The sequence below is a fragment of the Aureibaculum luteum genome, assembly GCF_003449015.1.
GTDB lineage: Bacteria > Bacteroidota > Bacteroidia > Flavobacteriales > Flavobacteriaceae > Aureibaculum > Aureibaculum luteum.
In genome coordinates this window covers 401,528-416,367 of sequence record NZ_QRGD01000001.1, presented here as the reverse complement: position 1 = coordinate 416,367, position 14,840 = coordinate 401,528, and the positions used below count along the sequence as shown (strand labels likewise).

The 14,840-nt window shown below is 32.9% G+C and carries 12 protein-coding genes; all 12 read left to right on the top strand.

Annotated features, from left to right (window positions below; genetic code table 11):
• The first annotated feature begins 5 nt into the window (after positions 1-5).
• The gene (locus D3P13_RS01935; protein ID WP_117879610.1) at positions 6-3,236 is read left to right on the top strand and encodes a GH92 family glycosyl hydrolase; all 3,231 of its coding nucleotides are present in this window, start codon (positions 6-8) and stop codon (positions 3,234-3,236) included.
• 7 nt (positions 3,237-3,243) lie between these two features.
• Entirely contained in the window at positions 3,244-5,646 is a 2,403-nt protein-coding gene (locus tag D3P13_RS01930; RefSeq protein WP_117879609.1) for a GH92 family glycosyl hydrolase, read from the top strand.
• Between the two features lie 12 nt (positions 5,647-5,658).
• Positions 5,659-6,948, top strand: a complete 1,290-nt coding sequence (locus tag D3P13_RS01925) for a GH36-type glycosyl hydrolase domain-containing protein (RefSeq protein WP_117879608.1) — start codon at positions 5,659-5,661, stop codon at positions 6,946-6,948.
• Between the two features lie 4 nt (positions 6,949-6,952).
• A complete protein-coding gene (locus D3P13_RS01920) occupies positions 6,953-7,702 on the top strand; it encodes a GntR family transcriptional regulator (protein ID WP_117879607.1) in 750 nt (249 codons plus the stop codon).
• Between the two features lie 9 nt (positions 7,703-7,711).
• Positions 7,712-8,641: an ROK family protein gene (locus D3P13_RS01915; RefSeq protein WP_117879606.1), complete on the top strand. Its 930-nt coding sequence runs from the start codon at positions 7,712-7,714 to the stop codon at positions 8,639-8,641.
• Positions 8,642-8,649: 8 nt separating this feature from the next.
• Positions 8,650-9,813: an MFS transporter gene (locus D3P13_RS01910; protein WP_117879605.1), complete on the top strand. Its 1,164-nt coding sequence runs from the start codon at positions 8,650-8,652 to the stop codon at positions 9,811-9,813.
• A 41-nt stretch (positions 9,814-9,854) separates the two neighbouring features.
• Complete coding sequence (locus D3P13_RS01905) at positions 9,855-10,790, top strand: metallophosphoesterase family protein (protein WP_198679939.1); 936 nt, start codon at positions 9,855-9,857, stop codon at positions 10,788-10,790.
• Positions 10,791-10,797: 7 nt separating this feature from the next.
• Positions 10,798-11,718 carry an endonuclease/exonuclease/phosphatase family protein gene (locus tag D3P13_RS01900; RefSeq protein WP_157972804.1) on the top strand — a complete coding sequence of 307 codons (921 nt, stop codon included), beginning with the start codon at positions 10,798-10,800 and terminating at the stop codon, positions 11,716-11,718.
• Positions 11,719-11,772: 54 nt separating this feature from the next.
• On the top strand, positions 11,773-12,324 hold the full coding sequence (gene ruvC / locus D3P13_RS01895; RefSeq protein WP_117879603.1) for a crossover junction endodeoxyribonuclease RuvC: 552 nt from the start codon (positions 11,773-11,775) through the stop codon (positions 12,322-12,324).
• A gap of 249 nt (positions 12,325-12,573) precedes the next feature.
• A complete protein-coding gene (hemW, locus tag D3P13_RS01890) occupies positions 12,574-13,701 on the top strand; it encodes a radical SAM family heme chaperone HemW (protein ID WP_117879602.1) in 1,128 nt (375 codons plus the stop codon).
• A 69-nt stretch (positions 13,702-13,770) separates the two neighbouring features.
• The gene (locus tag D3P13_RS01885; protein WP_117879601.1) at positions 13,771-14,052 is read left to right on the top strand and encodes a GIY-YIG nuclease family protein; all 282 of its coding nucleotides are present in this window, start codon (positions 13,771-13,773) and stop codon (positions 14,050-14,052) included.
• 40 nt (positions 14,053-14,092) lie between these two features.
• Entirely contained in the window at positions 14,093-14,830 is a 738-nt protein-coding gene (locus D3P13_RS01880; protein WP_117879600.1) for a cyclase family protein, read from the top strand.
• Positions 14,831-14,840 lie beyond the last annotated feature (10 nt).

The following is a 14,840-nucleotide window of genomic DNA, read 5'->3' as shown; positions in this document are numbered from 1 at the left end:
ATAAAATGAAAGGTTTAAAAATAAAATTGTTAATTTTAAGTGTAATGGCTTTTGTCAGCTGTTCTGCTCAAGTGTCAACAATATGGCAAATAGGTAAGTCAGATAATAGTGGTGCTGAATTCGCTTTAGCTAATGGTGAATACAATAAATTTTTAGAAAAAGATTTTGGGTGGGAAGATCGATTTTATGTGGTTGGTTATTCTAATGAAAAAGAAGATTTTCCTTTTGTACTTCCAGGGGCAATTGATTACTGGGGAGGTACTTCAGGTTTGGCTGGAATCCGTCCACATGAAATTAATGTTTTATTTGGAATTAAAGAGAAACCGAAGAAAGGTAATTACGAATTGATTATTGACGTGTTAGATTGTAATCCAGAAACACCACCCTATTTTAAAATTACAGTCAATGGTAAATCTTGGAAAATTAGATTAGATAAAGGTAGAAATACGGCGGCTTTAAAAGGAGAAATTACAAATACAAAAGAACAAAAATTGGTAATTCCTATTGATGCTAACTTAATCAAGAGTGGAGGTAATCATATTCAATTTACAACATTAGAAGGAAGTTGGATGGTTTTTGATCAAGTAAGATTCGAAGGCCCAACCAGTGTGATGTTATTAACACCTGAAAAAGCTTTTGTTAGAAGTGTAAATGTTGCCAATTATGAACTAAATGAAAAAGGAGAAGTAATTCAACCTTTGTTGTTAGAGATACAACATCTTCAGGGAACTCCAAAAATTGAAGTGCAGTTAGATGGTAAAGTTATTTTTACGCAAATACTTGAACATGGAAGATTAATTTATGAAGTTCCAATGAAGTCGGTTGCTAAACGAGTAAAGAGCAATTATTCTATTAAAGTAGATGGAAACATTATTGAGACAGGTATCGTTGAAAGAAGTCCTAAAAAACAGAATAGACTCGTTGATTATGTGGATACTAAAATTGGTACTGGTCATTCTAGATGGATGATTGCTCCAGGACCGTGGATGCCTTTTGGAATGGTTAAAATTAGTCCTGACAATCAAAATGAAGGGTGGCAATCTGGCTATCAACCCACTTTTGAAAGCGTAGGTGTTTTTAGTCATATTCACGAATGGACTATGGCCGGATTGGGTACATTTCCAACCAATGGACCCTTAGTGACACATGTTGGTAGTCAAGGAGATCCGGATAATGGATATCGCTCTCGTTTTGATAAAAGTACCGAAGAAGCACCGTTGGGGTACTACTCGGTTTTTTTAAGCGATTATAAAATAAAAGCAGAATTAACCGCTACAACAAGAGCTAGTTTTCAGAGATATACCTATCCGAATGATGTTCCCAACTCTAGAATATTGGTAGATTTACAAATACCTTCAGAATACGGATATAGTATAGAAGAAGCTTATTTTAAAAAAATAAACGATCATAAAATAGTAGGATATAGTAAACAAAAATCATCAGGTATTTGGGGTGAACAATACTATCGAAGCCAAATGGTTGAAGATGGTGATAAAAAAATGGAATGGGATGATATTGCTCAAGAATATACCGTTCATTTTGTGATGGAATTTGATCAGCCCATAAAGAATTTTGGAATTTGGGTTGATGGTGCTAAAAAAGGAAAAGAGGATGCTCTTATATCAAATAAAACAGAACTAACGGTTATAAATCCGGAAGATATTGTATGTTTTGTGGAGTTTGATACTGCAGAGCACCAAGTGGTACAAACTAGAACCGGTATTTCATATGTGAGTATAGAAAATGCCGGATTAAACTTAGATCAAGAAATTACAGAACCTTTCGGTTGGAGCTTTGAAAAAGTTAGAGAAAATCAAGAAAAAACTTGGAATAAGTTATTCAAAAGAGTTCTGATTACAACTAATAATGAGTTAGAAAAAACCAGATTTTATTCCAATATGTATCGTGCATTGGTTAGTAGAAATACCTTTAGTGATGTTGATGGAAGCTGGGTTGATGCGGAAGAAAATATTAAAAAATTTAAAGACCCTAATGATGTTGCTTTAGGGTGTGATGCGTTTTGGAATACCTTTTGGAATTTAAATCAATTTTGGAATTTAGTAATTCCAGAGTGGTCATCAAAATGGGTAAAATCACAATTGGCAATGTATGATGCCAGTGGGTGGTTGGCAAAAGGGCCGGCGGGTATGGAGTATATTCCTGTTATGGTTGCCGAACATGAAATTCCATTAATTGTGGGTGCTTACCAAATGGGGATTAGAGATTTTGATGCTGAAAAAGCCTTTGATGCGGTATATAAAATGCAAACGACAAAAGGGGAGCAAGTCGGCAATGGCTATGCTGGAAATAGAGATTTAGAAACTTATTTAAAACATAAATATGTGCCCTATAATAAGGGGCGTTTTTCAAATACTTTAGAGTATTCCTTTGATGATTTTACCGTTTCGCAATTCGCAAAGTCCTTGGGTAAAACGAAAGAATATAACGAGTTTATTGATAGAGCATATTGGTGGAAGAATGCTATTGATCCAGAAATTGGATTTGCACGGTTGAAAGATTCTGATGGTAATTGGTATAAAGATTTTGACCCCATTAAAACAGGTGGAAACCATCAATTTGCTGAAGGTAATGCATGGCAATTAACCTTTTTTGTACCACAAGATGTTCCTGAATTAGCAAAAATAATAGGAGAAGATACATTTGTAAAACGGTTGGATGATGGGTTCACTTTGAGTAGTAATTGGCGTTATAATGCACCCAATGAATTGTACTGGGATTTTCCAGTGATTCAAGGCAATCAACAATCTATGCATTTTTCCTTTTTGTTTAATTGGGTTAAAAAACCATGGCTAACTCAAAAGTGGAATCGCGATATTATGGCTCGATTTTATGGCTATGGAGTGTCTAATGCGTATTTGGGTGATGAGGATCAAGGACAAATGAGTGCTTGGTTTATGATGTCGTCTATAGGCTTGTTTCAAACCGATGGAGGTACAAGGTCAGAGCCTATCTATGAGATAGGAAGTCCACTGTTTAAGAAAATTGAAATAGATTTAGGGAACCAATACAATAGGGGGAAGTCCTTTATTATTGAAGCTAAAAATAATTCCTTCAACAATAAATATATTCAAAGTGCCACTTTAAACGGAAAAGAACTCAAAACTTTTTGGTTTCCAGCAACTGAATTGTTAAAAGGTGGAAAATTAGAATTGCAAATGGGATCTGTTCCAAATAAAAAATGGGGAGTTGAAAAGATGCCTCTTAATCCAAAATAAACACAAAATGAAGCACTTAAAAATTATAGTATTTATTTTCTTTTGTATTCATTTAGTAGCATGTAATGACCATGAGACTAAAAAAGTTAAAGAAAAATCTCTAGTAGAATTAACGCAATATGTAGACCCTCAAATAGGATCGGTACATGGTCGGTGGTTTTTTTACACCCCAGCCGCACGCCCTTTTGGGTTGGCTAAATTAGCTCCAAGTACTAATGGATTTAATAGTGCAGGAGGATGGGGGCCAACAGGCTATGACGATAGGCATACTTCTATTGAAGGATTTGGACATTTTCATGAATTTCAAATTGGAGGATTAGTTTTTATGCCAACAGTTGGACATTTAAAAACGGTTCCAGGTACTTTAGAAAATCCAGATGTAGGGTATCGTTCGCGTTTTAATAAAACTACCGAACATGCAGAGGCAGGTTATTACAGTGTGTTTTTAGAAGATTATGCGGTTAAGGCAGAATTAGCTTCAACAGAACGGGTGGGGTACCAACGCTTTACATATCCAAAAACAGAAGAAGCTCATGTTGTAATTGATTTAGGGCACAAGCAAGGAGAAAGTGGTGATGTTACCAATACGTTTGCTCAAATAGTAAATGAGAATCAGGTTGAAGGCTTTATTGAAACGTATCCAGAGTATGTAAAATTTTGTGATCCAGAGAAAAGAGTAAAAATGTATTTTGTTGCTAAGTTCAATAAAAACCCAACAAAATATGGAAGTTTTATTGATGCAACTCAAAAAGAAGGTCAGCTAAAAACAGAAGGTATTAATAACGGATTATATCTCACTTTTTCTATGGAAAAGAACGAGTTGTTAGAAATTCAAACAGGATTAAGTTATACCTCTATAGCCAATGCTCGATTAAATTTAAAAACGGAATCCACAGGGAAAAGTTTTGACGAAGTTCATAAAGAGTCTAAAGAAATCTGGAATCAAAAACTAAATAATATTGTAGTAGAAGGAGGTAAAAAGGAAGATAGAATTAAATTTTATACAGGGCTTTATCATGCCTTATTAGGTAGAGGATTATCGAATGATGTGAATGGAGATTTTCCAGAAATAGATGGAAAAATAGGAAAAACACCTTTAGACGAAAATGGGAAACCTAAATATAATCATTACAATACCGATGGAATTTGGGGAGGCTTTTGGAATTTAAGTCAAGTATGGGCATTAGCTTATCCTGATTATTTTAGTGATTACGTGCAAACAGGTGTCGATTTTTATAAAGATAGAGGATGGCTACATGATGGTGCGGCCGCAGGTGTTTTTACTAATGGGGTACAGACTAATTTTCAAGGTTTATTATTAGCATCAGCTTATAATGTTGGTATTCGTGATTTTGATCTAAAAACTGGATATGAAGCTGCATTAAAAAATGAATTGGAATATCATGGGCGTAATTTGGGTAATGGAAAATATGACCTTGCTTATTTTGTGAAAGAACATTACGTTCCCTACAAGGATACTACGATCTCAAATGGTTGGGTATTCAATTTTGGTGCTTCTCATACGTTGGAGTATAGTTTTAGCTCCTATGCCGTAGCGCAAATGGCAAAAGGGATGAACGATACTTCTAGCTATAATAAACTCATGCAACAAGCGGGGTATTATATAAACCTCTTTGATCCAGAAACAAAATTTATGAGACCGAAATTAGAAGACGGCTCTTTTATTAAAGACTTTGATCCTATGAAGCCATGGGATGGTTTTCAGGAAGGAAATGCTTATCAATACACTTGGTATGTGCCGCATGACCCAGAGAATTTAATTAAACTAATAGGAAAAGCTCTTTTTAATGAACGTTTAGAGACCATGTTCAATGATGCTCAAAAAACGATGTTTGGGGGTAATTCAGAAGACATAAATAGTTTTTCGGGATTAGAAAAATTATATAATCATGGTAACCAACCTTGTTTGCACGATGCCTGGTTGTTTAATTATTCGGGAAAACCTTGGCTGACTCAAAAATGGGCACGTACCATTTGCAATGAGTTTTATGGAACAGAGCCATTACGAGGATATGGTGTGGGGCAAGATGAAGATCAAGGGCAATTGGGAGCATGGTATGTTATGGCTTCTATGGGATTATTTGATGTGCAAGGACATACTTCTGCAAATCCATCTTTTCAATTTGGAAGTCCTTTATTCGATAAAATTACCATTAAGCTGGATTCAACTTATTACAAAGGAGAAGAATTAGAAATAGAAACTGTAAATCAATCTTCAGAAAATATTTATGTCCAATCAGTTTTATGGAATGGAGAACCAGTACTAAACAATTGGATGTATCGTAATAAACTTATGGAAGGTGGTAAGCTAACATTTACGTTGGGATCAAAACCAAATCAAGAATGGGGCATTGAAAAAATGCCACCATCAATGTCTAATGAAAATTAAAAATTAATTATTATGTATAAGTTATTAAGTTCAGGTCTGTTGTTTCTAATGCTAGGGTGTTCTGTTCAAAAAGAAAATAATGAGTTAGTTGATAAAATAGAAACAAATAAAGAGTTTAAATACGTAAAAGATAAAGCTCTTGAAATAGTGAAAACGGGTTTTAACGCTGGTGATGGATATGGCGAAGTTTGGATAAGAGATTATAACACCTTCATTGAGCTTTCTGCAGACGTATATCCTGCTTCTGAATTGAAAGAAAATTTGCTTGTCTTCTTTAGAATGCAAGGTGATGATGGAAACATTTTAGATGGATTTACACCTGTAGAGAAGGTAAGTAAAGAAGCAACAGATTTTAGTTATTTTGAACTTGAGCCCCGTTACGCAGGTCATAAAAATACCGTTGAAACAGATCAAGAAACTTCTTTAATTCAAACGGTATACAAATATGTTAAAAAAACAGGAGACACATCCATTTTCAATGAAAAAGTAGGTTATAAAACGGTAGCGGAACGTATGAAATGGGCAATGCAATTCCTATTAGATCATCGATTTTCTGATAAATATGGTTTAATTTGGGGAGCAACCACTGCAGATTGGGGAGATGTACAGCCAGAGCACGGTTGGGGAGTTGATTTAGATAACAATACGCATCAAGCTATAGATATTTATGACAATGCTATGCTTATAATTGCTATTGATAATATGACTGAAATTTTACCAGAAACCCAAACTAAATGGTTCCCCATACGTGAAAAATTGGCTAGTAATTGTAGAAAATACCTTTGGGATGATAAAGCACAAAAATTTATTCCTCATATTTATTTGAAAGGCTCGCCATTTCCTGAAGATTTTAACGAGAATGAAATATTTTATTTTGGAGGAACTGCGATAGCGATTGTAGCTGGTTTATTGACAAAAAAAGAAATACAATTGTCATTAGCGGAAATGATTTCGAGAGTAAAAAAAGCCGGAGCCCCCTCCATTGGGCTTACACTTTATCCTCCTTATCCAGAAGGGTTATTTGCAAATAAGATTATGAATCCAGAATACAGCTATCAAAATGGAGGAGATTGGACTTGGTTTGGAGCCCGTATGATTCAGCAATTGATTAATTATGGTTTTGTCAAAGAAGCTTATGAACAATTGTTGCCGATGACAGATAGAGTAGTTAAAAATAAAGGCTTTTATGAATGGTATACTGTAGATAATAAACCAGAAGGCTCTGGTACGTTTAGAGGCTCTGCAGGTGTGCTATATAAAAGTATTTTAATGTTCGAAGATTGGGCAAAAAAAAATAAGTAACAAGATGGATTTTAAATTAGATTTAGACAGCCCTGTTCCACTTCATGCACAGATTGAAGTTTATTTAAGAGAGCTTATTACTAAAGAGGAGTATAAAAATGGAGATTCATTTTTACCTAAAGAAGTTAGCTTGGCAAAAAAGTTGGGAGTGTCTAGAAACACTATAAGACATGCACTTAATAGATTGGTAAATGAAGGGTTAATTGAGCGTAAAAAAGGAGTGGGTTCAAAGGTAACAACCAAAAGAATATTAATGCGATTGGATAATTGGATTTCTTTTACCAAAGAAATGAAAAACCAGGGCATTGAAGTGGTAAATTATCTTGTTAATATATCATTGATAACTCCAGAAGAAGATGTTTGTAAGGCATTATCAATTGATGCCAAAAAGAAAGTTTGGAAATTAGAAAAAATAAGGGGTTCAAAAAATGCAAAATATTTATACTCAGTTTCTTATTTTCATCCGAGAGTGGGCATAAAAGGAGATGAAAATTTTATGAGACCATTGTATGAATTGCTAGAGGAAAAACACGATGTGATTGTAGCCTTATCTAAGGAAAAATTAAGGGCAATCAAAGCGGATTACAAGATTGCGGCAATGCTAGATTTAGGAAAAGATGTTGCCTTATTACAAAGAGAAAGAATAGTGTTAGATACTGGAGTACGACCAGTAGAATATAATATAGTCTACTATCATACAGATTATTTTACCTATGATATAGATATCAAAAGAGAATTTAATACCAAATCTTAAATTATTATTATGAATGATTCAATTGCCATTGGTGTTGATGTAGGTGGAAGCCACATTTCAAGTGCCGCAGTTAATTTAAAGGAACTTAAAATAATTCCAAATACTATCCATTGTGTTAAGTTAGATAATAAAGCTAGTAAAGAAGAAATCTTTAAAAAATGGTCAGAAGCAATTAATAAAACGATTGAAAGTGTTGGGGGTATTGGTAATGTAAATATTGGCGTTGCCATACCGGGACCTTTTAACTACAAAGAGGGAATTGCCATGTTTTCTGGAGATAATGATAAGTATGACAGTTTATATAATGTTTCAGTATCAAAAGAATTAGTGAAGTACATTAATGCAACTGATACTGCTATGCGTTTTTTAAACGATGCAACTTCTTTTGGTGTTGGTGTTTCAGCAATTGGTAAGGCAAGAGGTTTTAATAAAATTATAGCAGTTACTTTAGGTACAGGTTTTGGCTCTGCATTTATAAAGAATGGTGTGCCTATAGTAGTGTCTGAAGAGGTTCCTGTAGATGGTTGTTTGTGGGATAAGCCTTGTAAAGAGGGTATTGGTGATGATTATTTTTCAACGCGATGGTGTATTGATAGGTATCAGAAAATAACATCAAAAAGAGTTAATGGTGTTAAAGAAATTGCAGAAGCAAACGATGAACATTCTAAACAAGTTTTTACAGAATTTGGTTCGAATATGGCAGAGTTTATGATACCTTTTATTAAAAAGTTTCAACCTGGGCTAATTGTTCTTGGTGGAAATATTTCTAATGCTTCTAAATTTTTCTTACCTGTTTTAGAAAAAAAAATAAAAGAAGCAGGACTAAAAACAGGTTTTGAAATATCACAATTAATGGAAGATGCTGCCATTATTGGAAGTGCAAAACTATTTGACTCCAATTTCTGGAATAGTGTAAAAAATGATTTACCAAATCTTTAATATAAAAGATGAATTCAAAAAAAAATAGTATCAGTAAAATGATGCCCGTATTCTTAACATTTATAGTAATGGGCTTTGTTGACATTGTTGGTGTTTCTACGGGTTATGTGCAAAAAGATTTTGAACTATCAGATGCAACGGCTCAGTTTTTACCCTCAATGGTTTTTATATGGTTTTTTGTGTTTTCTATTCCTGTAGGTGTTTTTCAAGATAAGATTGGCAAGAAAAAGATGATGAACATCGGTATTATGGTGACTTTATTTGGCTTGTTACTACCATTTATAAGTTACTCATTTATAATGGTTTTAATAGCTTTTGTTTTTATGGGTATTGGTAATACGATTGTGCAAGTTTCTGCAAATCCATTATTACAAGAAGTAGTGCCTACAGAAAAATTATCAAGTTTTTTAAGTCTCTCTCAATTTATTAAAGCCATAACCTCTTTATTAGGACCCATTATCGCTACTTTTTTTGCACTTCATTATGGAAATTGGAAATTTGTATTTGCGGTTTATGGAGTGGTCTCTATACTTTCCATTTTATGGTTGTCTGCAACAAAAATTGAGGAAACTATAAAATCAGAAACTCCTGCAACTTTTACATCATGTATGGGGTTGCTTAAAAATAAGTTTATTCTTGCTTTGGTTATAGCTATATTTTTAATAGTTGGTGCAGATGTTGGTGTAAACTCTAATATTCAAGGGTTTATGATGAAATTGCACGGGACAACTCTCGAAACTGCCTCTTATGGAATTAGTGTATACTTTACGGCCTTAATGATCAGTAGGTTTTTAGGTGCTATTTTACTACAGTTTTTAAAGCCCATATTTTTTCTAATTAGTACGACGATATTGGCAATAGGAGGTGTTTTGTTAATTCTATTTTCACCAACCGAAATGGTAGCTTATGTTGGCATTTTTATTATAGGTTTAGGTGCTGGTAATTTATTTCCTTTAATTTTTTCAATAGCCATTAATTATCTGCCAACAAGGTCTAGTGAAATTTCTGGATTATTAATTATGGCGATTGTTGGTGGTGCGGTAATTCCTCCAATAATGGGATTTGTAAGTTCACAACTCGGTGTTGTTCCTAGTATTATTGTCCTAATTCTATGTTTTGTGTTTATTCTTTTTATACCAATGATGGCACCAAAAAAAATAGAGAACCTATAATTCTTTTTTTCTTAAATTTATAGCTTAATAAAACTGAAAAATTGGGTAAAACAGATACAGATTTTAATTCGAATAGACGGAGTGCGTTGAAAAAAATGGGTTTGGTTGCTGGTGCATTAACAATTTCACCTTTAGTTTCTGCAACGACTCTAAAGGACGGCGATAGTAAAAAGAATAACGTATTAAGGGTTGCCCATATAACGGATATTCATATAAGACCAGAACACGACGCTCCAAATCGCTTTGAAAAATGTTTAGCCGATATAAAGAAACATAATGTTGATTTTTTTCTTAATGGAGGAGATGTTATTTATGCCGCAAATTATAAAAACATAGCAAGAGATAGAGTTCATGAACAATGGAATATTTGGAAAGACCTAAGAAGTAAGTTTTCTGAATATGAAATGTATTGTTGTTTAGGAAATCATGATATGTGGTGGGCGGCTCCAGAAAAAACTGATCCTATGTATGGTAAAGAATATGTAGTACAACAATTAGAGATGCCAGCTACTTATTATAGTTTTGATAAAGAAGGTTGGCATTTTATCATATTAGATAGCATGAATGATAAGACCATTGCTTTAGGTGAAGCACAACGCAATTGGTTAGCTGAAGATTTAGAGAAATTACCACCAGGCTCTTCAATTGTAATAATGTCTCATTGCCCTATTTTGAGTGCGAGTGGTGTTTTTAAAAATGGTAACCATAAAGATTATGAAGAAATAACCAAACTTTTATATAAGCATAAAGACAAAAAAATAAATTGTTTTAGTGGTCACATTCATTTGCTAGATGCTGCAGTTTATAATAATGTAAATTATTTTGTTACTGGTGCGGTAAGTGGTGCTTGGTGGGAAGAAGGAGATGAACATTCTGCACAGAAATACTGGTATAGAGAAACCCCACCAGGATATGCTATTATCGATTTGTTTGATGATGGTACACTTGAAAATACATATTACCCTCACCCTTATTAAACCATCTATGAAAAAAAATCTATTAATTAGTTTCGTAATGTTATTTTCTTTTGTTGCAAATACTCAAGAAAGCCCCATTGTTTTTAAAGTAATGGCATGGAATATTTTGCATGGTGCCAATGATATAGAAAATGGTCCTGAAAATGCCGTTAAGATTATTAAAGAAATAAACCCTGATGTTATTTTAATGGTAGAAACTTATGGTTCTGGTAAAATGATTGCTGATTCTTTAGGGTATAATTTTCATTTGATTGCTCAAGAAGGTACTGCTTTGGATGATAAAAGTGTTAACTTATCTATCTTTTCTAAATTTCCTTTTGAAGAAAGAATTGATACAAAATTTCCTTTTTATCTGGGAGGTCGAGCCATTCTTATTAAGGGGCAAAAAATTAATTTATTTTCAAATTGGTTTCATTATTTACCGTGGAATGATGAGCCGGAGAAAATGGGTAAAACAGTAGAAGAATTATTAGAATGGGAGCGAACAGAAACTAAATATAAAATGATTCAAAAAGTACTCCCTACTATTAAAAAATATGCATTACAAACGGATTCTATCCCAATGATTTTTGGTGGAGATATGAATTCTGTATCTCATTTGGATTGGGGAGAAGATACTCAAGAAATACATGAGAATTTAGTTGTGCCATGGTATTCAACGAAAGTATTAGAAGAATTGGAATTGATAGATTCTTACAGAGAAGTAAATACAAATCCTATAACTCATCCTGGAATTACTTGGGATTCCAAAGCAATAAAAGATGAACATAGAATAGATTATATCTTTTATAAAAGTCCAAAACTTAAAGCCATAAAATCAATATCATATATGGCTTTTTTAAATGAACCATTTTCCCTTAATGGAAAACAGATCAATTATCCTTCAGATCATGGGTTTGTTGTCACTACATTTGAACTTAAAGAATAAAGAACCTGACAAAGTAGAAATGATTAGTTTTGTGGGTATAGCGAAATATAAAATTTGGATACAGAAAAAATCATATTAGGTATTGATCCCGGAACCACAATTATGGGTTTTGGGTTGATTAAAGTGGTCAATAAAAAGATGCACTTTATGCAATTGAATGAGTTACAGCTCAAAAAATACGACAACCATTATGTAAAGCTCAAACTTATTTTTGAGCGTACTATTGAATTGATTGACAGTTATCATCCAGATGAAATAGCTATTGAGGCTCCATTTTTTGGTAAAAATGTGCAAAGTATGTTAAAGTTGGGGCGTGCTCAGGGCGTAGCTATGGCAGCAGGTCTTTCGCGAGATATTCCTATTACGGAATACTCTCCTAAAAAAATTAAAATGGCAATTACAGGTAGTGGTAATGCCAGTAAAGAGCAAGTTGCTAAGATGCTGCAAAGTACATTGGGACTAAAAGAATTACCTAAGAATTTAGATTCTACCGATGGTTTGGCAGCTGCTGTTTGTCATTTTTATAACGAAGGTAGAATAGAGGTTGGTAAAAATTATTCGGGATGGGGAGCTTTTGTGAAGAATAACCCGAAGAAAATTGGTTAATGAATATTATTTATTTTTCAAATATTATTTTTGTGTTACTCCATGTTAATGAATTTAAAAATTTAGGATTTAAGAAAAAAAGAAATAAATGAATTTGGCTAATTTTAGCTTTTTTATTTGGATATTTTGGGTATTTCTTTTTCCTTATTTTTAAAAGAAAACTCGTGTTAAAAAGAAAATTTAACATAAGTAAATTTGGAGCCAATTAACTGCTACTGAATATTTTTAATAAATACTATTACTTAATATATGTCTTCCATCTACATTCACATACCATTTTGCAAACAAGCTTGTCACTATTGTGATTTTCATTTTTCAACTTCATTACAGCGAAAAGAAGAAATGATTCAAGCATTGGCTAAGGAACTCGTATTGCGTAAAAAAGAACTTAATGAAGAGGTTGAAACTATTTATTTTGGTGGAGGAACGCCATCTCTCTTAAGTACTGTAGAATTACAATATTTAATAGATACGGTTTATGAAAATTATACTGTTATTGATAATCCAGAAATTACGTTAGAGGCTAATCCAGATGATCTGACAAATGAAAAGATTAAAGAGCTTGCCGTTTCTCCAGTCAACAGATTAAGTATAGGAATTCAATCTTTTTTTGAGGAAGATTTGAAAATTATGAATCGTTCTCATAATTCAGAACAAGCAAAAAAATGTTTAGAAGAAGCCACACGTCATTTTGATAATATTACGGTCGATTTAATTTACGGAATTCCAAATATGTCAAAAGAACGTTGGAAAGAAAATTTACAAACCGTTTTTGATTTTGGTATCAATCATATTTCTAGTTATGCCTTAACGGTTGAGCCTAAAACTGCATTGGCAAGTTTTATCCGAAACGGTAAATACCCTGATGTATCAGAAGAACTGGCGTTAGAACATTTTAATATTTTGGTGGCAGCTACAGAAAAACATGGATTTATAAATTATGAGGTTTCTAATTTTGGTAAGCCTAATTATTTTTCAAAACATAACACGTCCTATTGGTTAGGTAAATCGTATTTGGGATTTGGACCTTCAGCTCATTCCTTTAACGGAAAACAAAGAAGTTGGAATGTGTCAAATAATATAAAATATAATAAAGCTTTACGTGAAAATATTGTTCCAAATGAAACAGAAACATTGTCTCAGAAAGATGTTTTTAATGAAACTGTGATGATAGGTTTGCGTACCATTTGGGGAGTAGATTTAGAACAAGTAGAAAATAAATTCGGTGTTAATTTTAAAGAAAAACTCATGGAAAATGCCGACAAATTTATTCAAAAAGAGCTGTTGGAGCTTACCACAGACCAAAAATTAAAAACCACTAAAAAAGGTAGATTTTTGGCTGATGGAATTGCTAGTGATCTGTTTTTGGTGAATTAGTTGAAGATATACGTCACTCTGAACCATGTGCTGAATTTATTTCAGTATCGTTTCAGAGTATTGAATGAAATGAAAGAAAGTTACATTTATATATTAACGAATAAAACTAGGACTATGTTATATATTGGGGTAACTTCAAATTTGTTAAAAAGGGTCAATGAACATGCGGAAGGAATAGGTTCAAAATTCACCAATAAATATAATATTAAATATCTTGTGTATTTTGAAAAGTTTTCAGATATTAACCAAGCAATTGCTCGAGAAAAACAGTTAAAAAACTGGCATAAAGAATGGAAATGGAAACTAATAAAAGAAACCAATCTGAAATTAAAAGATTTATTAATAGACTAAACTAGATGCTGAAACAAGTTCAGCATGACGCAAAATATATATGCTAACAACCATTCAATACGGTTCACAAAAATTAAAAATAAATTTGTCAGAACCATTAGATATTTCAATACCCTTACCATTAACACGAGATAATGTGGGTGTACTTGCTTGGGACCAAAAAAGCCCTAGGCTAAAAAAACTTAGAAGTGTAAGAAAAAAGCATTCTACTAATTTTAATTCCATTCTTTTTATGCCACATGCACATGGTACACATACCGAATGTATAGGGCATATTACACATGAGTTTATATCTATAAACAAAACTTTAAAACAATTTTTCTTTTTGGCAGAAGTAGTTACTGTAGCTCCAGAAAAAATAAATGGGGACTTTGTGATATCAAAAAAACAAATGCAGTTTGTTCTCGGTAATAAAAAGCGTGAAGCTATTATTATACGAACCATGCCTAACATGACTGATAAACTTAATAAAAACTACTCTAAAACCAATCCGCCATATTTATTGGAAGAAGCTGTGTTGCTTTTAAAAGATAAAGGCATTGAACATTTATTGATTGACTTACCTTCTATTGATAAAGAGAAAGATGGAGGAGAATTGTTGGCTCATAATGCATTTTGGAATACAAAAGGTAAAAAGAGACTCTCAGCTACAATTACAGAGATGATTTTTGTCTCCAATAAGATAAAAGACGGAAAGTATTTTTTAAATCTTCAAATTGCTCCTTTTGAGAATAATGCAACACCTAGTAAGCCTATATTGTATGAAGTCTTAAATTAAAAATTAATAA

Bases quoted from the DNA above. Each gene is read 5' to 3' on its own strand.
- D3P13_RS01935 (WP_117879610.1), top strand. From the start codon at position 6: ATGAAAGGTTTAAAAATAAAATTGTTAATTTTAAGTGTAATGGCTTTT.
- D3P13_RS01930 (WP_117879609.1), top strand. From the start codon at position 3,244: ATGAAGCACTTAAAAATTATAGTATTTATTTTCTTTTGTATTCATTTA.
- D3P13_RS01925 (WP_117879608.1), top strand. From the start codon at position 5,659: ATGTATAAGTTATTAAGTTCAGGTCTGTTGTTTCTAATGCTAGGGTGT.
- D3P13_RS01920 (WP_117879607.1), top strand. From the start codon at position 6,953: ATGGATTTTAAATTAGATTTAGACAGCCCTGTTCCACTTCATGCACAG.
- D3P13_RS01915 (WP_117879606.1), top strand. From the start codon at position 7,712: ATGAATGATTCAATTGCCATTGGTGTTGATGTAGGTGGAAGCCACATT.
- D3P13_RS01910 (WP_117879605.1), top strand. From the start codon at position 8,650: ATGAATTCAAAAAAAAATAGTATCAGTAAAATGATGCCCGTATTCTTA.
- D3P13_RS01900 (WP_157972804.1), top strand. From the start codon at position 10,798: ATGAAAAAAAATCTATTAATTAGTTTCGTAATGTTATTTTCTTTTGTT.
- hemW (WP_117879602.1), top strand. From the start codon at position 12,574: ATGTCTTCCATCTACATTCACATACCATTTTGCAAACAAGCTTGTCAC.
- D3P13_RS01885 (WP_117879601.1), top strand. From the start codon at position 13,771: ATGAAAGAAAGTTACATTTATATATTAACGAATAAAACTAGGACTATG.
- D3P13_RS01880 (WP_117879600.1), top strand. From the start codon at position 14,093: ATGCTAACAACCATTCAATACGGTTCACAAAAATTAAAAATAAATTTG.